At 74.4% G+C, this 17,257-nt stretch carries 15 protein-coding genes; 11 read left to right on the forward strand and 4 right to left on the reverse strand.

The annotated features are described in order from the left end of the window. Positions 1-7 precede the first annotated feature (7 nt). The 3 genes from ACR807_RS10520 to ACR807_RS10530 all read right to left on the reverse strand — a co-directional run bounded on the left by ACR807_RS10520 (position 8) and on the right by ACR807_RS10530 (position 4,423). Positions 8-1,276 (reverse strand): exo-beta-N-acetylmuramidase NamZ family protein, encoded by a 1,269-nt coding sequence (locus ACR807_RS10520; protein ID WP_438921053.1) that lies wholly within the window; start codon positions 1,274-1,276, stop codon positions 8-10. Positions 1,277-1,281: 5 nt separating this feature from the next. Further along, a complete protein-coding gene (locus tag ACR807_RS10525; RefSeq protein ID WP_438921054.1) occupies positions 1,282-3,042 on the reverse strand; it encodes a glycoside hydrolase family 3 protein in 1,761 nt (586 codons plus the stop codon). 568 nt (positions 3,043-3,610) lie between these two features. Then, the gene (locus ACR807_RS10530) at positions 3,611-4,423 is read right to left on the reverse strand and encodes an HAD family hydrolase (RefSeq protein WP_438921055.1); all 813 of its coding nucleotides are present in this window, start codon (positions 4,421-4,423) and stop codon (positions 3,611-3,613) included. A gap of 498 nt (positions 4,424-4,921) precedes the next feature. Between ACR807_RS10530 and ssd the strand changes: the two genes are divergently transcribed. The 8 genes from ssd (at position 4,922) to ACR807_RS10570 (ending at position 10,996) form a co-directional block, all read left to right on the forward strand. Next, positions 4,922-5,977 (forward strand): septum site-determining protein Ssd, encoded by a 1,056-nt coding sequence (gene ssd, locus ACR807_RS10535; RefSeq protein WP_438921056.1) that lies wholly within the window; start codon positions 4,922-4,924, stop codon positions 5,975-5,977. 399 nt (positions 5,978-6,376) lie between these two features. Next, a complete protein-coding gene (locus ACR807_RS10540; RefSeq protein ID WP_438921057.1) occupies positions 6,377-7,507 on the forward strand; it encodes a TadA family conjugal transfer-associated ATPase in 1,131 nt (376 codons plus the stop codon). Continuing rightward, positions 7,504-8,268, forward strand: coding sequence for a type II secretion system F family protein (locus ACR807_RS10545; protein WP_438921058.1), 765 nt, complete (start codon positions 7,504-7,506; stop codon positions 8,266-8,268). The genes ACR807_RS10540 and ACR807_RS10545 overlap by 4 nt, the downstream gene beginning before the upstream one ends. 343 nt (positions 8,269-8,611) lie before the next feature. Next, positions 8,612-9,166 (forward strand): type II secretion system F family protein, encoded by a 555-nt coding sequence (locus ACR807_RS10550; protein WP_438921059.1) that lies wholly within the window; start codon positions 8,612-8,614, stop codon positions 9,164-9,166. Between the two features lie 17 nt (positions 9,167-9,183). Next, positions 9,184-9,345 carry a DUF4244 domain-containing protein gene (locus ACR807_RS10555; protein ID WP_438921060.1) on the forward strand — a complete coding sequence of 54 codons (162 nt, stop codon included), beginning with the start codon at positions 9,184-9,186 and terminating at the stop codon, positions 9,343-9,345. Next, a complete protein-coding gene (locus tag ACR807_RS10560) occupies positions 9,342-9,776 on the forward strand; it encodes a TadE family type IV pilus minor pilin (RefSeq protein WP_438921061.1) in 435 nt (144 codons plus the stop codon). The genes ACR807_RS10555 and ACR807_RS10560 overlap by 4 nt, the downstream gene beginning before the upstream one ends. Continuing rightward, positions 9,739-10,131, forward strand: a complete 393-nt coding sequence (locus ACR807_RS10565; RefSeq protein ID WP_438921062.1) for an Rv3654c family TadE-like protein — start codon at positions 9,739-9,741, stop codon at positions 10,129-10,131. Before ACR807_RS10560 ends, ACR807_RS10565 begins: the two co-directional genes overlap by 38 nt. A gap of 265 nt (positions 10,132-10,396) precedes the next feature. Beyond that, entirely contained in the window at positions 10,397-10,996 is a 600-nt protein-coding gene (locus tag ACR807_RS10570) for a bifunctional DNA primase/polymerase (protein WP_438921063.1), read from the forward strand. Here the strand turns inward: ACR807_RS10570 and ACR807_RS10575 are convergent. After that, positions 10,966-13,356 carry a DEAD/DEAH box helicase gene (locus ACR807_RS10575; protein ID WP_438921064.1) on the reverse strand — a complete coding sequence of 797 codons (2,391 nt, stop codon included), beginning with the start codon at positions 13,354-13,356 and terminating at the stop codon, positions 10,966-10,968. The two genes, ACR807_RS10570 and ACR807_RS10575, sit on opposite strands and share 31 nt — an antisense overlap. 235 nt (positions 13,357-13,591) lie before the next feature. Here ACR807_RS10575 and ACR807_RS10580 point away from each other — a divergent pair, with 235 nt between their 5' ends. The 3 genes from ACR807_RS10580 to ACR807_RS10590 form a co-directional block, all read left to right on the forward strand. Continuing rightward, the gene (locus ACR807_RS10580; RefSeq protein ID WP_438921065.1) at positions 13,592-15,931 is read left to right on the forward strand and encodes a sodium-translocating pyrophosphatase; all 2,340 of its coding nucleotides are present in this window, start codon (positions 13,592-13,594) and stop codon (positions 15,929-15,931) included. 124 nt (positions 15,932-16,055) lie between these two features. Next, positions 16,056-16,637 (forward strand): hypothetical protein, encoded by a 582-nt coding sequence (locus ACR807_RS10585; protein WP_438921066.1) that lies wholly within the window; start codon positions 16,056-16,058, stop codon positions 16,635-16,637. A gap of 38 nt (positions 16,638-16,675) precedes the next feature. Further along, a partial coding sequence (locus ACR807_RS10590; RefSeq protein WP_438921067.1) for a hypothetical protein occupies positions 16,676-17,257 on the forward strand: 582 nt, incomplete at its 3' end.

The following is a 17,257-nucleotide window of genomic DNA, read 5'->3' on the forward strand; positions in this document are numbered from 1 at the left end:
TCTCCATCTACCGGTAGCGCAGGTATTGCCGGCGGGTGCGGTCGAACGCGGCGAGCTCCTCGGACCAGGCGCCGACCACCTCGTCGGTGCCCGCGCCCGCGTCGACCATGCGGCGCATCCGGTCCGAGCCGCTGAGCTTGTCGATCCAGTTGTCCGGTCGCCACGCGAACACCTGCGGGAACCGGGCTTTCGCGGCGACGATCATGGCCACGGCGGTGCGCGGCGCGTCGAACCGGTCCGGGTCGGTGAGGTGCAGGGCCACCCCGCCGCACAGCTGGTTCGCGAACTTGTTGAACGTCGGCGTGAAGTGGGTCTCGCGGAACCGGACGCCCGGCAGGTCCAGCGCGTTCAGGTCCTCGGCCCACCGCCAGTCCAGGCCCGGCGCGCCGATCGTCTCGAACGGGCGGGTCGTGCCGCGGCCCTCGGAGAACACCAGGCCCTCGAACAGGCACGTGCCGGGGTAGACCAGCGCGGTGTCGCGCGTCGGCACGTTGGGGCTGGGCGGGACCCACGGCAGGCCGGTGTCGAGCCGGTCGCGGCGCCAGCCCCTGACGTCGACGACCTCCAGCTCGGCCACCCGGCCGCCGTCGGCCGGCAGGAACTCGCCGTTGAAGAACCGGGCCAGCTCGCCGATCGTCATGCCGTGCTGCTGGGCGATCGGCTTGCGGCCGACGCCGGTGGCGTAGGCCGGGTCGAGCTGCGGGCCGCGGGCCGTGCCGCCGACCGGGTTGGGGCGGTCGAGGACGACGAACCGCGCGCCGGTCGCGGCGGCGGCCTGCATCGCCGTGTACATCGTCCAGATGTAGGTGTAGAAGCGCGCGCCGATGTCCGCGATGTCGAACACCAGCGTGTCCACGCCCGCCTTGGCGACCATGCCGGCGAACTTGGCGGCGTTCGCGCCGTACGCGTCGTAGACCGGGACGCCGGTGCGCGGGTCGAGGTAGTCGCCCTCCGAGCCGCCGGCCTGCGCCGTGCCGCGGAAGCCGTGCTCCGGGCCGAACGCGGCCACCGGCACCACGCCCGCGGCGACCATCGAGTCGACGACGTGGGTCTGGTCGCGCAGCGCGCCGGTCGGGTTGGTGACGACGCCGACCCGGCGGCCCGCGAACCGCCGCCAGCCGTCGGCGGCCAGCTGCTCCGCGCCGGTCTCGACCGCCCTCGGCCGGTCGGGGTGGGCGGACGCGGCGGGGGACAGCGCGGCGGGGGGCAGTGCGGAGGGCAGTGCGGCGAGGGCGGGCGCGGCGAGCGCGCCGGCGAGGAAGTTCCTGCGGTCCACGGCGCTCACCAGGCCAGGCCGTGGCCGAAGGGGTACGGCGTGGGGCCGGGCACGTCCACCGGCAGCTTCCCGGCGGGCCGCACCTCGCCGGTGATCACCCGGGCCAGCGACTCCATCGACACCGCGCTGTAGGAGTAGGTGGCCAGCCACGTCGGCGCGGCGGTGTGCGCCACGTCGTACGGGTTCTGCGCGGCCACCGCGACCACGGGCTTGCCGGTGGCGAGCAGCCTGGTCAGCAGGGTCTGCTGGGCCGGCCGGGCGGCCAGGCCGTTGGTCAGCACGACCACGAGGTCCGCGTTCGCCGCCGCCTGCACGGCGGCGGCGACCTGCGCCTCGGTGGGCGCGGTGCCGGTCGGCAGGGCCGTGCCGCCCAGGACGCCCGCGAGGGTGCGCGTCGTCGTCTCGCCCCAGCCCGTGACCAGGGCCGCGGTCGGCTTCGCGGCGAGGGGCAGCACGCCCGCGTCGTTGCGCACGGCGGTGACGGTGCGGTCGGTGATGCGGCGCGCGTCGGCCAGGTGCGCCGGCGCGCCGACGACCGAGCCGACCCGGTCCACGTCCACCCGCGGGCTGGTCAGCACGCCGCGCAGCAGCTTCATCCGCAGCACCCGCAGCACGCTCAGGTCGATCCGCCGCTCGGTCAGCTCACCGGCGCGCACGGCCGCCAGCACGCTGTCCACCGCGAGCTGGAGGTCCACCGGCATCAGCAGCTGGTCCACGCCCGCCTTGAGCGCCAGCACGGGGATCTCGGCGTCGCTGTGCAGCTGCCGCACGCCCGCCATCGCCAGCGAGTCGGTGATGACCACGCCGTCGTAGCCCAGCTCTCCGCGCAGCAGGTCCAGGGTCGGCTTGGACAGCGTCGCCGGCTCGCCCGACGGGTCGATCCTCGGCATCTGGATGTGCGCGGTCATGATCGAGTCGACGCCCGCCGCGATGGCCGCCTCGAACGGCGGCGCGTCCAGCTCCCGCCACTGCTCGGCGGTCCGGTCCACGGTCGGCAGGCTCGTGTGGCTGTCCTCGGCGGTGTCGCCGTGGCCCGGGAAGTGCTTGGCGGTGGCGCTCACCGCGTCCGTCGCCAGGAAGCGGCCCTGGTAGCCGCGCACCTGGGCGGCGGTCAGCTCGGCGGCCAGCGCCGGGTCGCCGGAGTACGAGCGCACGCCGATCACCGGGTTCGCCGGGTTCGAGTTGACGTCCGCGTCCGGCGCGAAGTTCTGGGTGATGCCCATCGCGCGCAGTTCGAGGGCGGTGACGCGGGCGGCGCGCTCGGCGTCCTGCGCGCTGCGGCCCGCGCCGAGCGCCATGTTGCCCGGGAACTGGGTGGCGGGCGCGCCGATGCGGGTGACGATGCCCATCTCCTGGTCGGTGGAGATGGCCAGCGGGACGCGGCTCGCGCGCTGGAGCCCGTTGGACAGGGCGGCGATCTGGCGCGGTGTGTCGATGTTGTCGTAGCTGGAGTTGTTGAAGTAGATGACCCCGCCCGGCTGGAACTTCGCCACCACCTCGGCCGGGGTGGCCACACCGAAGTCGCGCAGGTTGCCGGGGTGCTGCTCGTCCGGCGCCTGGCCGTGCACGTAGGTGACGAACAGCTGGCCGACCTTCTGCTCCAGCGTCAGGCCGCGGAGCACGGCGGCGGCCTGCTGCCGCGCCTGGTCGGCCACCCGCGCCTGGTCGACCTGCGCCCGGTCGGGCGCGGCGGCGGCGGGGAACAGGGGTGGCGCGGCGGCGGAAGCCACGACCACGGCGATGGCGGCGACGAGCGGACGGAGCACTGCGTCCTCCCCACGTGGAAAACTTCCACCAGCAGGTGGTCGTAATCCGCAAGTTACCCACGTCACAGAGACGGGTCAACGGGTTGCGTTGCGTGGGAATTGTGCGGTGGAGGACCGACGGGAACCGGGCGTTGGCGGGTCACCCGATCGGGTGCGGTTTCGCGAACCGGCCGCGGACAGACGTCGGGCCCCTCTTCCGAGGGGCCCGACGTCGCGGCGCGGACTGTCGAGTTACCAGGCGTGCAACTCGTGTCGTACCGACCTGGCCTCGGCGTCCGGCGTCCCGGTACGCAGGCCCTAGACGACAAGCCTCCCGCGGCGTGCTGCGCGTGGGTGTCTCGAAGTCCGCGCACGGAGCTCTGCCGGGGAGGACGCCGCTTCTCTTCCGCTTCGTCCCTGGCCGACCCGAGGTCCGCACCTCCATTTGTAGTACGTGTCCGGCGTCACAGCAAGCACTCGATGGGGTGCACCGATCACGCGACGCCGGGTAGCGGTTCCCTTGCGGTGACAGCGTTTTCGGCGTTCGGCGGTGGTCGGTACCGCTGTCCGGGCGGACGCGCCGGGTGAATCAGCTCCGGCGTCGGCGGCGCAGCCCGTACCAGGCCGCGCCCGCGACCGTCGCCGCGCCCAGGCCGATGGCCGTGACGGCGACCGCCGTGCCCGAGGGGCGCGGGATGCGGGCGCGCAGCGACACCGGGTCGGAGAACGTCAGCACCGGCCAGCCCCGCCGGTCCGCGACCCGGCGCAGCGCGCGGTCCGGGTTGACCGCCGTCGGGTGGCCGACCGCCTCCAGCAGCGGCAGGTCGCTGATCGAGTCCGAGTAGGCGTGGCAGCGGTCCAGGTCGTAGTCGTGCTCGTCGGCGAGCTGCTTCACGGCGATGGCCTTGTTCTCGCCCGCGCAGTAGAAGTCGACGTCGCCCGAGTACCGGCCGTCCGAGACGACCATCCGCGTGCCCACGCTGTGCGTGGCGCCGACCATGGTGGCGATCGGGGCGACCAGCTCCGCGCCGGACGCGGACACCACGACGACGTCGTGGCCCTCGTCCTTGTGGTCGGCGATGAGCTGCGTCGCCTCCTTGTAGACCAGGGGGTCGACGATGTCGTGCAGCGTCTCCTCGACGATCGAGCGCACCTGCCCGACGTCCCAGCCCTGGCAGAGCGCGGTGATGTGCGAGCGCATCCGGTCCATCTGGTCGTCGTCGGCCCCGGCCAGCATGAAGACGAACTGGGCGTAGGCGCTCTTGAGCACCGCACGCCGGTTGATGAGGCCCTCTTGGAAGAACGGCCGGCTGAACGCCAGCGTGCTCGACCTGGCGATGACGGTCTTGTCCAGGTCGAAGAACGCGGCGACGCGGCTGCCCTCGGTGGCGTGCTCGGTCACGGCCCCAGCTTAGGGCGGGCGACTGGTCGGGTCGGCGCGAATCCGTTCGTCTTTTTACGAACTGGGTGTGGGTAGGGCGAAATTTCCGCTTCCCTCTAACGGAAGACACGCAAGACCTTGTCCCGTGGGGATACAGTAGACGGGTCCGGCTCGACCGGACGGGTTCAGTCCGACCCCCCGGGACTGAACCGATGACGACCCCCGTCCCTCCCCCCTGGCGGGGGTCGTCCCATGTCCGGGGTCGGTTCGGCCCCGTGTTCCGGGTGCTCCCCAGCCGCCTCGCGCGGCCTCCCGCCGCCTCCCGCGCCGCGTTCCGGACGGGCGCCGCGCGCCGGCTCCCCGAGTGCCGCCGCCCTCCTCCGCGCCGGCCGCACCGCGAGTTGTCCACAGGTCGCGGAGTTGTCCACATGTTGATCATGGCTCGTTGTGTCCTTCCTCACCGCCCGCGACCGTGGGACCCGAAGATCCGCTCCGGATCGGTCGAGCTCGGGAGGAACGATGGAACGGCCCGTGGTCCTGGTGTCCGACGCGGCGCTGCTGGACGAGGTCCTGCACGCCGCCGCGGTGGTCGGCTGCGAGGTGGAGCGCGCCGCCGACGTGCCCGCGCTGCGCGCCCGCTGGCAGGATGTGCCGCTGGTGGTGCTGGACGAGGCGGCGGCGGAGGCGTGCGCCGCCGGGGAACTGCCCCGCAGGTCAGGGCTGCACGTCGTGGCCACCGGTCCACCGGGTGAGGCGACGTGGCGGCGCGCCCTCGCGCTGGGCGCGGAGCAGGTGCTGGAGCTGCCGGCCGGCCAGGCGGCGCTGCGGGCCGCGTTCGCCGACGCCCTCGAAGGTCCCTCCGGCGACGGTCGGGTCCTCGCGGTCCTGGGCGCGCGTGGCGGTGCGGGCGCGTCGGTCCTGGCGGTGGCCGTGGGCCAGGCCGTGCTGTCGTCCGGCGGCCACGGCCTGCTGGTCGACTGCGACCCCCTCGGCGGCGGCCTCGACCTGACGCTGGGCGCCGAGCGCCAGGAGGGCCTGCGGTGGCCCACCCTGCACCTCAAGGGCGGTCGCGTCCCGGCGTCGGCGCTCCGCTCGGCGCTGCCCGGCCGCACCGGCAAGCGCGGCAGCCTGACCGTGCTGTCCTGCGGCCGGACGGGGCCGGGCCCCGAACCCGCCGCCGTGGTGGCGGTCGTCGAGGCGGGCAGGCGGGCGGGCGGCACCGTCGTGTGCGACGTCCCGCGCCAGCTCACCGCCGCCGCGTGCGCCGCGCTCGACCGGGCCGACCTGGCGGTCATGGTCGTGCCCGCGGACGTCAAGGCGTGCATGGCCGCGCAGCCCCTGGTCGACCAGGTGGCCGACCGGGGCGTCCAACTGCGCGCCGTGGTGCGCGGCCCGTCACCGGGCGGCCTGACCAGCGACGAGGTGGCCGAGGCGGTCGACCTCCCGCTGCTCACCACCATGCGCCCGGAACGCCGCCTCGCCGCGGCCCTCGACCAGGGCCGCTTCCCCGAAACCGCCCGTGGCCCGCTGGCGAAAGCGGCCCGAGAAGTACTGGCAGCCCTCAATGAGCACTGATCCCGTGACCTCCGACCCGTCCACCGCCGAACCCGCGAGCGCCGGGCCGAAGCCCACGCTCGCCCACCACCCCGAGCACAAGCCCACGGCGGCCTTCCGCACCTACCGTCCCGGTGCGCCTACCGACCCCGACGCGAGTCCGCCGACCCGGCGCGAGTGCCGGTCCGGTCCGGGCGCCTCGCCCGACCCGGCGGCCCGTGCCCCAGGAGCCCGTGTCCCAGGAGCTCACGCCCCGGAAGCCCACGACCCGAAGACCTGCGACCCGGTAGTGGGGTCGGGGTGTGACCGGGCGGTGGGGTCGGGGTGCGGCGGTGCCACCGCCATCCCCTGGCCCCGGCTGCCGCTCGGCGAGACCGAGGACTTCCGGTCCCGCACCTCCCGTACCTGGTGGGGTGCGCGATGAGCGATCTCGTCGAGCGCGTCCGCCTGCGCCTGGCCAACGGCAGCGGCGACCTGACCTCCGCCGCGGTCGCCGAGGCGGTCCGGGGCGAGGCGGGTGGGGTGCTCGGGGACGAGGACGTCCAGCGGGCCCTCGCGGTGCTGCGGCAGGAGTTCGTCGGGGCCGGGCTCCTCGAACCCCTGCTGCGCGACCCGGACACCACTGACGTCCTGGTCACCGCCCCGGACCAGGTGTGGGTCGACGGTGTCGGCGGCCTGCGCCGCACCGGGATCTGCTTCCCCGACGAGGCGGCCGTGCGCCGGCTCGCCCAGCGGCTCTCGGCGGTGGCCGGGCGGCGGCTGGACGACGCCGCGCCGTACGTCGACGGGTGGCTCCCCAGCGGGGTGCGCCTGCACGCCGTGCTGCCGCCCGTCGCGCCGTCGACCTGCCTGTCGCTGCGCGTGCTCCGGCCGGCGGTGCACGACCTGGCGGCGTTGCGGAGCTGCGGCACGTTCGACGAACCCACCGCCGACCTGCTGCGGGCGATCGTCCTGGCCCGCCAGGCGTTCCTGGTCGTCGGCGGCACCGGGTCCGGCAAGACGACGCTGCTCGCCGCCCTCCTCGGCTGCGTGCCGCACGGCGAACGCGTGGTCTGCGTGGAGGACGCGGGCGAGTTGCAGCCCGACCACCCGCAGGTCGTGCGGCTGCTCGCGCGGGGCCCGAACGTCGAGGGCGCGGGGGAGGTGACGTTGCGCGACCTGGTCCGCCAGGCGTTGCGGATGCGCCCCGACCGGATCGTCGTCGGCGAGGTGCGCGGCGCCGAGGTGTGCGAGCTGCTGTCCGCCCTCAACACCGGCCACGACGGCGGTGCGGGCACGTTGCACGCGAACTCGCCCGCCGAGGTGCCCGCGCGGCTGGAGGCGCTGGCCGCGACGGGCGGGCTCGGGCGGGCCGCGCTGCACAGCCAGGTGGCCGCCGCCGTCAAGGTCGTGCTGCACGTGCGGCGCGCCGTCGACGGCACCCGCCACCTCGCCGAGGTCGGCGTGCTCGACCACCGGGACGGGCGGCTCGCCGTGACGCCCGCGTGGCGGCGCGACGGCGGCTGGCAGGAGGCGGGCGACCGGCTCAAGGCCCTGGTGGGCTGGTCATGAGCTGCCTGCTCCTGGCCGTCGCGCTCCTGCTCGTGCCGTCGTCGCCCGCCCGGCGGCGGCTGGCCGGGCTGCGCCGCTCACCGCCGCGCCGCCGGGTGCCCGCGCCCACCAGGCTGGTGGTGGTCGTGGCGGGTGCGGCGCTCGGCCTCCTGGCCGGTCCCGGCGGCGCGGTGGCGGGCGGCGTGCTCGCCGCGGCGGTGTGGCGGGCGCACCGCGACACCACCCGGCAGCGGGTGCGGCTGAAGGCGGCCGGTGCGCTCGCCGACGGCCTGGGCGGGTTCGTCGCCGAACTGCGGTCGGGTGCCCACCCGGCCGCCGCCGCCACCGGGGCGGCCGAGGACGCCGAGCAGCCCGCCGGGGACGTCCTGCGCGCCATCGCCTCCACGTCGGCGCGCGGCGGCGACGTGGAGGCGGCCCTGGCGGACTTCCCGGACGCCCGCCACCTGGCCAGGGCGTGGCGGTTGTCCGCGGACCACGGCGTGCCGCTGGCCGACGTGGTGGACGCGGTCCGCCGCGACCTGGACAGGAGGACGGCGTTCGCCAGGCAGGTGCACGCCCGCATGGCGGGGCCGCGGGCCAGCGCGGCGGTCCTGGCCGGCCTGCCGCTGTTCGGCGTCCTGCTCGGCGAGGTGAGCGGTGCGGCACCGCTGGCCGTCCTCACCGGCACCGCGCCCGGTCAGGTGCTGCTGGTGGTCGGCGTGGCGCTCATCAGCGGTGGGCTGCGGTGGAGCGGGCGGTTGACGAGGCAGGTGGTCGCGTGACGGCGCCGGGCTCGCCGGCGGTTGACGCGGTGTCCGCCGCCGGCGGGGTGGTGGAGCGGGTGGCTGTCGGAGCGGCTGGTCGCGTGGCGGTGCCCGGGACGGTGACAGCCGGCGCGGTGTCCGCCGATGGCGGGGGTGTGGCGTGGCGGGCGGTTGACGAGGTGGCCGGTGGCGTGACGGCGCCAGGAACGGCGGTGACCGGTGCCGGCGGTGGGGTTGCGGTGTGGCGGGCGGCTCTTGGAGCGGCCGGTCGCGTGGCGGTGGCGGGATTACCGGCGGCCGGTGCGGTGCCTGTCGGCGGCGGGGCGCGGTGGCGCGGGCGGTTGTCGGGGCGGGTGGTCGCGTGACGCTGTTCCTGTTGGCGTTGGCGCTGGTCGTGTTCCCGGCGCGGCCCGCCGCGAGCGTCCGGCTGAAACCTCCGCCCGCGCGGCCCCGGAAGGTCGGGCCGCGCCCGCCGGACCCGTTCGCGCAGGCGGCGACCTGGGACCTGCTGGCCGCCGCGCTGCGGGCGGGGTTGCCGGTGGCCCGGGCGGTGCACGCGGTGCTGGCGGGTGTGCCGCCGGGGGCCGCCGAGCGGCTCCGGGAGGTCGGCGACCTGCTGAGCCTGGGCGCGGACCCGGTGACGGCGTGGGCGGGTGCCCTGCTCCACCCGGACACCGCTCCGCTGGCGCGGGCCGCCCGGCGCACCGCGAGGTCGGGTGCCGCCCTGGCGGGTGCCGCCGCCGACCTGGCGGTGGAGGCCAGGGCGGCGATCGCCGACCAGGCCGAGGCGCGGGCGCAGCGGGCGGCCGTGCTGGTGGCGGGACCGCTGGCGCTGTGCTTCCTGCCGGCGTTCCTGTGCCTGGGCGTCGTGCCGGTGGTGATCGGTCTGGTCGGCAGGGTGGGGGAGAACTGGTGATTGTCCACAGTGGAGGGATGGAGACGGTGGGAGAAGAAGGGATGTCGACGGCCGAGTACGCGATCGGCACGTTGGCCGCCGCGGCGGTGGCGATGGTGCTCTACGGGATCGCCACCGCCGACTGGCTCGCGGTCGCGGTCCAGGAACTGGTGCAGCGCGCCTTCACGGTGGGCTTGTGAACGGCCGCGCGGTGCGGCGGGTGGCGAATTCGCCGCCACCGCTGGGAGATCGGGGCGCGGTGACGGTCGAGGCCGCTGTCGCGGTGTGCGGGTTGGTCGTCGTGCTGGCGCTCGGGGTCGGGGCCGTGATGGCGGTGGTCGGGCAGTTGCGGTGCACGGACGCGGCGCGGGAGGTGGCTCGGGTTGTCGCGCGCGGGGACGACGGGGCGGCACGAGGGGTGGTGGACGCCGTTGCGCCGGAAGGAGCTTCGTTCGACGTGCGGCGGGAAGGAGGAGCGGGCGGGACGGGGGCGTGGGTCGAGGTGCGGGTGTCGCGGTTCGGGATCGAGTTGCGGGCTCGGGCCTACGCCGTCCTGGAACCGGGAGTGCAGGAGTCGGGAGGGGACGAGCGGGGTGTGGCGGAGGGGGAGGTGGTGGGGCCGGCCGGGTGACGGGGCCGACCGGGAGGGCGGGGGTGGCGAGCGCGGGGCCGCCTCGGTCGTCGCGGTGGCCGTGGTGGGGGTGTGGGGTGCGTTGGTGCTGGTCGGGGTGCTGGTGGGTGAGGCGGCGATCGTCCGGCACCGCGTCGCCGCCGCCGCCGACCTGGGCGCCTTGGCGGCGGCCTCGTGGGTGGTCGAGGGGGTGGACGCGGCCTGCTCGCGGGCACGGGTGGTCGTCGAGCGGATGGGCGGGCGGTTGGACGGGTGCGCGGTCGACGGGTGGGAGGTGGAAGTGGTGGTGAGCGGTGAGGAGGCGGTGTTCGGCGCGCCGAGCGCTCGGGCGCGGGCAGGTCCGGCCGAAGGGTGAGCACCGCACGACACGGTGAACGGTCGGTCGGCGGCGGTGAGCGGACTCACACGACCGCATATCCGCGGCCTCGCCGGGGATGAGCGGTCCCGGGGCCGTTCAGCCGCACCGCGCGGCCGCCGCGCTCGCCGTGCCACATCGCCCACTTGTCGACTGCGGGTTACCAGAACCCCCGGTCATGCCGTTAGTTCAAGTGGCGGCACCAACGCGGTGTCGAAGAACGCCCGACACGGTGTCGTGGTCGCACAGAGGAGGCGAACGGAAGATGGAGTGGTCGGATAGCTGGCGCGGGGCATTCCGCATCGAGCTGCGCGCGGAGGCGGTCACCCTCGCGTGGCACGGGTGGTCTGTGCTGCCGGGCACCTATCCGGCGGGCGGGCAGTGGGCCGGCCGCGACGGGGTGGAGCACCACGGCCCCGTCCCCGTGCACCACGACTGGGAGGCGCGCGTCGGCACCAGCGCCGACGAGGTCGCCACCTGGTGGGCCGGCCAGTCCTACAGCATCCTGCTGGCCACCGGTCACGGCGTGGACGCCGTCGAGGTCGGCGCCGACCTGGGCCACCGCGCCGCCGTCGCGCTGCGCGCCACCGGCAACCCCGTCCCGATCGTCGCGACCCCGGCCGGGCGGTGGCTGTTCCTCGTCGCCTCCGGCGGTTCGGTCCGCGTGAACGACGACGTCCGGCACTACGCCGCCGGCGAGTACGTCCCGCTGCCGCCGAGCCCCGCGCACCACGGGGTCGTGCACTGGCGGGTCAAGCCCCAGGTCTGCGGGTGGGACCTGCCGCCCGCGAGCGTCGTCCAGGACGCCCTGCGCCTGGCGCAGAGCACCCCGACCTACGACCTGGTCACCGCCGACCGGTCGTGACCACCGTGGCCGTGCCGGACGTCGTGGGGCCTCTCCCCGACGAACCCGAGCACGACGTCCAGCACGGCCACCCCGCCCGCCTTGTCCAGCGGATCGTTGCCGTTCCCGCACTTGGGCGACTGAACGCAGGACGGGCACCCGGCCGGACACGCGCAAGCAGCGATGGCCTCCCTAGTAGCGACCAACCACGGGACTACCGCGTTGAACCCGCGGTCGGCGAACCCGGCACCCCCCGGATGACCGTCGTGCACGAACACCGTCGCCTCCCCGGTGTCCTGGTGCAGTGCGGTCGAGACGCCGCCGATGTCCCAACGGTCACAGGTCGCGAAGAGCGGTAGCAGGCCGATCGCCGCGTGTTCGGCGGCGTGCAGTGCGCCGGGGACGCGCGCCGGAGCCAGACCGGCGCCCCCCGGCGCACTGCCCAGCAACCCCGCCGAGACCGTGTACCAGACCGCGCGGGTGACGAGGGTCTGCGCGGGCAGGTCCAGCGGCACCGAGTCGACGACCTGGCCGGACGACAGCTTCCGCAGGTAGCCGACCACCTGCGAGGTCACCTCCACCTCGCCGAGGCAGACGGTCACGCCCCCGAAGTCCCGCCGCTCCACCTCGCGGACGATCGAGATGTCCTTGGTGTCGCGGGCCGTCGTCGACCAGTCCGGCCGCTCGGCGTGCACCAGGGCGATCCCGCTGTCCAGGTCGAGCCGGTCCACCACGTACGACTCGCCCTGGTGCAGGTAGACGGCCCCGTCGTGGACGGTCCGGTGCGCCGCGCCCGGGTCGACCGTGCCGAGCATCCGGCCCGAGTCGGCCTCCACGACCACGACCTGCTCGCCGCCCGAGCCGCGGATGTCGACCTCGCCGTGCGGCCGGTCGCGGGACGTCCAGTACCAGCCGTTCGGGCGACGGCGCAGCACCTTGCGCCCCACCATGTCGTCGAGCACGGCCAGCGCCGCGTCGCCGCCGAAGTCGGTCAGCGCGTCGGGCGTCAGCGGCAGCTCGGCGGCGGCGCAGGCGAGCTGGGGCTCCAGGACGTACGGGTTCGCCGGGTCCAGCACCGTCGCCTCGACCGGCTTGTGCAGCACGGCGGACGGGTTGTGCACCAGGTAGGTGTCCAGCGGGTCGTCGCGGGCGACGAAGACGACGAGCGCGTCGGAGTCGCCGGTGCGGCCGGCGCGGCCCGCCTGCTGCCAGAACGACGCGAGCGTGCCCGGGAACCCGGCGACGACGACCGCGTCCAGGCCGACGATGTCGACGCCCAGTTCGAGGGCGTTGGTGGTGGCCACGCCGAGCAGGTCGCCGGACGACACGGCGCGCTCCAGGGCGCGGCGCTCCTCGGGCAGGTAGCCGCCGCGGTAGGCGGCGACCCGGCCCGCCAGCTCCGGGTCGACCTCGGCGAGCACGCGGCGGGCGCCGAGGGCGGTCAGCTCGGCGCCCACCCGGGAGCGGACGAACGCGAGCGACCGCGCGCCCTCGACGACGAGGTCGGCCAGGATGCGCGAGGTCTCCGCGCCCGCCGACCGGCGGACCGGCGCGCCGTTCTCGCCCTCCAGGTCGTCCAGCAGGGGCGGTTCCCACAGCGCGACCGTGCGGGCCGCGCGGGGCGAGCCGTCGTCGGTGACGGCGGTGCACGGCAGGCCGAGGAGGGCGGAGGCCGAGGACGCGGGGTCGGCGACCGTGGCCGAGGCCAGCACGAACACCGGGTCTGCGCCGTAGCGGTTCGCGATCCGGCGCAGGCGGCGCAGCAGCAGCGCCACGTGGGAGCCGAACACGCCCCGGTAGGTGTGGCACTCGTCGACCACGACGTACGACAGCCCGCGCAGGAACCTGATCCAGCGGGCGTGGTGGGGCAGCACGCCGCGGTGCAGCATGTCGGGGTTGGTGAACACCCAGTTCGCGTGCGCCCGCACCCAGTCGCGTTCCGCCATCGGCGTGTCCCCGTCGAACGACGCGGCGCGCACGCCCGGCAGGCCCAGCGAGTCGACGGACCGGAGCTGGTCCGCGCCGAGCGCCTTGGTCGGTGACAGGTACAGAGCTGTTGCCCGCGACGTCGTGCCCGGTGCGGCGACGAGGGCCGAGAGGACCGGCAGCTGGTAGGCGAGCGACTTCCCCGAGGCCGTGCCCGTGGCGACGACGACGTGCTTGCCGTCCCGCGCGAGGTCGGCCGCCTCCGCCTGGTGCCGCCACGGTTCCCGCACACCGCGGTCGACCAGCGCGGACACCACCTCGGGCGAGGTCCAGGAGGGCCACGGCGCGTGGCGCGCGGGCCGGGCGGGCAGGTCCTCGCTGTGCGTCAGCGGGGATTCACCGACCGGGACCCCGGCGAGCACCCGGTCCAGCAGACGACGTCCCTGGTTCACCACGGACCGCAGCTTCGCACACGGTGTCGACACGGTGTTCGCTTCCAGTGTGGATAACGGTGTGTGTACGGATCGGAGCGGGCCGTTGCCTCCTTGCCGGCTATGAATAGACTCCGCCGCTATCGCGTCCAATGAGGGATGCATCACGTTGTGTCGGGGCTGACAGTCGCGTGAGTGACCCGCCTCACACAGCGGGGTGCCCCCGGAGTTGGGCTAGGAAAACTCACCAGGAGGACGGATGTCCCGGCAATTCCTCGCGGAGGGCCTCGAGCTCTCCGGAGGTGATCGCGGCCTAGTCGCCGTGGTCGCCGTGGTCGCGCTGGCCGCCCTGGCCGTCGGGTACGTGCTGCTTCGCGAGGTGCTGGCCGCGGGCCAGGGCACCGCCAAGATGCAGGACATCGCCAAGGCGGTCCAAGAGGGCGCAGCGGCCTACCTCAACCGGCAGTTCCGCACGCTCGGCATCTTCGTGGTCGTCGTGTTCGTGCTGCTGTTCGCGCTCCCCGCCGACGACATCGGCGAGCGCATCGGCAGGTCGCTGTTCTTCATCGTCGGCGCGGTCTTCTCGGCGATCATCGGCTACCTCGGCATGTGGCTGTCGACCCGCGCGAACGTGCGCGTCGCCGCCGCGGCCAAGGAGGCCGGTGGTCGGGAGAAGGCCATGCGGATCGCGTTCCGCACCGGTGGCGTGGTCGGCATGTTCACCGTCGGCCTGGGTCTGTTCGGCGCGGCCCTGGTCGTGCTGGTCTACGCGGGGCAGGCCCCGAAGGTGCTGGAGGGCTTCGGCTTCGGCGCCGCCCTCCTGGCGATGTTCATGCGCGTCGGCGGCGGCATCTTCACCAAGGCCGCGGACGTCGGCGCCGACCTGGTCGGCAAGGTCGAGCAGGGCATCCCCGAGGACGACCCGCGCAACGCCGCGACCATCGCGGACAACGTGGGCGACAACGTCGGCGACTGCGCCGGCATGGCGGCGGACCTGTTCGAGTCCTACGCGGTGACGCTCGTGGCGTCGCTGATCCTGGGCACGGCCGCGTTCGGCACGCAGGGCCTGCTGTTCCCGCTGATCGTGCCCGCCATCGGCGTGCTGACGGCGGTCATCGGCGTCTACATCACCAGCGCGCGCACGGGCGAGAACGGGCTGTCGGCGATCAACCGGTCGTTCTACATCTCGGCGGTCATCTCGGCGGTGCTGTGCAGCGTGGCGGCGTTCGTCTACCTGCCCAGCACGTTCGGCGCCCTGGAGGGCGTGTCGGACGAGATCAAGGGCGTCAGCGGCAACCCGGCGCTGATCGCGGCCGTCGCCGTCATCATCGGCATCGTGCTCGCGGGCGTCATCCTCTGGCTGACCGGCTACTACACCGGCACCGAGCACAAGCCGGTCAAGGAGGTCGGCCGGACCTCGCTGACCGGTGCGGCCACCGTCATCCTGTCCGGCATCTCGGTCGGCTTCGAGTCGGCCGTCTACACGGCGCTGGTCATCGGCGCGGCGGTGTACGGCGCGTTCCTGCTGTCCGGCTCCGTCGTCGTGGCGCTGTTCGCGGTCGCGCTGGCCGGTTGCGGCCTGCTGACCACGGTCGGCGTCATCGTCGCCATGGACACCTTCGGCCCGGTCTCGGACAACGCGCAGGGCATCGCGGAGATGTCCGGCGACGTCGACGGCGAGGGCGCGCAGATCCTCACCGAGCTGGACGCGGTGGGCAACACCACGAAGGCGATCACCAAGGGCATCGCGATCGCGACGGCCGTGCTCGCGGCGACCGCGCTGTTCGGGTCGTACAAGGACGCGATCTCGCAGGCCCTGACCAAGGTCGGGATCGGCGCCGGCGACGTGCCGGTGTCGTTCTCCAACCTGGTGTCCGACCCGAACGTGCTGGTCGGCGTGATCATCGGCGCGGCCGTGGTGTTCATGTTCTCCGGCTTGGCCGTCAACGCGGTGACGCGGGCGGCGGGCGCGATCGTGTTCGAGGTGCGCCGCCAGTTCCGGGAGAACCCCGGGATCATGGACGGCACCGTGAAGCCGGAGTACGGCCGGGTCGTGGACATCTGCACGCGCGACTCGCTGCGCGAGCTGGCCACGCCGGGCCTGCTGGCCGTCATGGCGCCGATCGCGGTGGGCTTCGGCCTGGGCGTCGGCCCGCTGGCCGGGTACCTGGCCGGCGCGATCGCCACCGGCACGCTGATGGCGGTGTTCCTGGCCAACTCCGGTGGCGCCTGGGACAACGCGAAGAAGCTCGTCGAGGACGGCAACCACGGCGGCAAGGGCTCGGACGCCCACGCGGCCACCGTCATCGGCGACACGGTCGGCGACCCGTTCAAGGACACCGCCGGCCCGGCCATCAACCCGCTGATCAAGGTGATGAACCTGGTCTCGGTGCTGATCGCGCCCGCGATCGTGACGTTCTCGGTGGGCGCGGACGCGTCGGCCGGGGTGCGGTACGCGATCGCGGTCGTGGCCGTCGTGGTGATCGTGGCGGCCGTGGTGATCTCGAAGCGCCGGGGCACCGTGATCTCCGACGAGCCGCCCGCGCCGTCCGCGCCGGCCTCGTCCGAGGGGGCGTCGGTGGCCAACGGCGCCGCGTAGGCGTCGACGCGGGAACCGAGCGCACGGTGGCGGGGCGTCCTGACGGGCGCCCCGCTCCCGTTGGTGCCCGTTCGTCCGGTCGGGGCACACTGGGTGCGATGACCGAGACGTTGGGAGCCACTCGATGAGGCTGTCTGTGCTGGTCGCGACGGCGGCGCTGGTCGTCGCCGGGTGTTCGTCCGGGGACGGCGGCACGCCCTCGCCCGCGTCGTCGTCTTCGGCGTCGTCCGCGGACGCGGCGGTCGCCTACGTGGACAAGGTGTGCACGGCGGCGTCCACGTTCGTCACCGCGCCCAAGACGCCGCCCCAGCTCGACGCGGGCGACCCGGCCAAGCTCAAGGCCGACATGGCGGCGTACATGGGCCAGATGGCCGACGCCTACAACCGGACGGCGGAGGCGCTGCGCGGGGTCGGGCCGTCGCCGGTGGCCGGCGGTGACGAGCAGGTGGGGGCGATGGCGACGACGTTCGCGGACATCGCCAAGAACTTCTCCGACGCCAAGGCGGCGCTGGAGGCGGCGGACGCGAACGACCAGACGGGCGGCCTCCAGGCCGCCGGCGAGGCGATCGCGCGCCTGGACACGTTCGTGGAGCCCTTGAAGGCGCTGGACGCGTCGCCGGAGCTGACGGCGGCGGCGGAGAAGGCCCGCGCGTGCCAGGGGCTGCGAAGGTTGACTCCTACCGGATCGGCGGTACCCACCACGTAGTAGGTTGCTCGGTCTCTTGCCAATCCTTTGGGGGAATTGTGAAGCATCGTGTCACCCTTGCGGGTGTCTTCGCCGCCGTTCTGGTGAGCGCGGCGTGCGGTGGTGGCTCCGGCGCCGCGGGCAACGGCTCCAGCGCCGCGTCCGCCACCCCCACCACCACCTCGTCGGTCGCGGCGAAGTCCGACCCGGTCCAGTGGACGGGGACGTTCTGCGAGGGCATCGGCCCCACGATCGAGGGCGTGCTCGCGCTGCTCAAGACGATGTTCGAGGGTGGCGCCGAGGACCCGGCCGTGCAGAAGGCCGCGCTGCTCGACTACAGCTCCAAGGCCGGGACGTCGCTGAGCGCCGCCGGCGAGAAGATGGAGGACCTGGGCGCGCCGTCGGCCGACGCGCAGGCCCTGCACGACGAGCTGGTGAAGTTCTTCACCGAGTCGGGTGAGACGCTGTCCAAGGTCAACACCGAGCTGGCCGCGCTGGACCCGGCCGACCCGGAGTTCGCGACGAAGCTGGAGCAGCTCGGCGGCGACCAGGCCGACCCGTCCAAGCTCCAGGAGCAGATCAAGAAGCTCCAGGACGACCCCGAGCTGGGCCAGGCGTTCAAGCAGGCGCCCGAGTGCGTG

Origin of the sequence: Saccharothrix sabaoui, assembly GCF_051756985.1 — a bacterium.
In the GTDB taxonomy this organism is placed as follows: domain Bacteria; phylum Actinomycetota; class Actinomycetes; order Mycobacteriales; family Pseudonocardiaceae; genus Actinosynnema.

Bases quoted from the DNA above. Each gene is read 5' to 3' on its own strand.
- ACR807_RS10545 (WP_438921058.1), top strand. From the start codon at position 7,504: ATGAGCTGCCTGCTCCTGGCCGTCGCGCTCCTGCTCGTGCCGTCGTCG.
- ACR807_RS10555 (WP_438921060.1), top strand. From the start codon at position 9,184: ATGGAGACGGTGGGAGAAGAAGGGATGTCGACGGCCGAGTACGCGATC.
- ACR807_RS10540 (WP_438921057.1), top strand. From the start codon at position 6,377: ATGAGCGATCTCGTCGAGCGCGTCCGCCTGCGCCTGGCCAACGGCAGC.
- ACR807_RS10570 (WP_438921063.1), top strand. From the start codon at position 10,397: ATGGAGTGGTCGGATAGCTGGCGCGGGGCATTCCGCATCGAGCTGCGC.
- ACR807_RS10580 (WP_438921065.1), top strand. From the start codon at position 13,592: ATGTCCCGGCAATTCCTCGCGGAGGGCCTCGAGCTCTCCGGAGGTGAT.
- ACR807_RS10585 (WP_438921066.1), top strand. From the start codon at position 16,056: ATGAGGCTGTCTGTGCTGGTCGCGACGGCGGCGCTGGTCGTCGCCGGG.
- ssd (WP_438921056.1), top strand. From the start codon at position 4,922: ATGGAACGGCCCGTGGTCCTGGTGTCCGACGCGGCGCTGCTGGACGAG.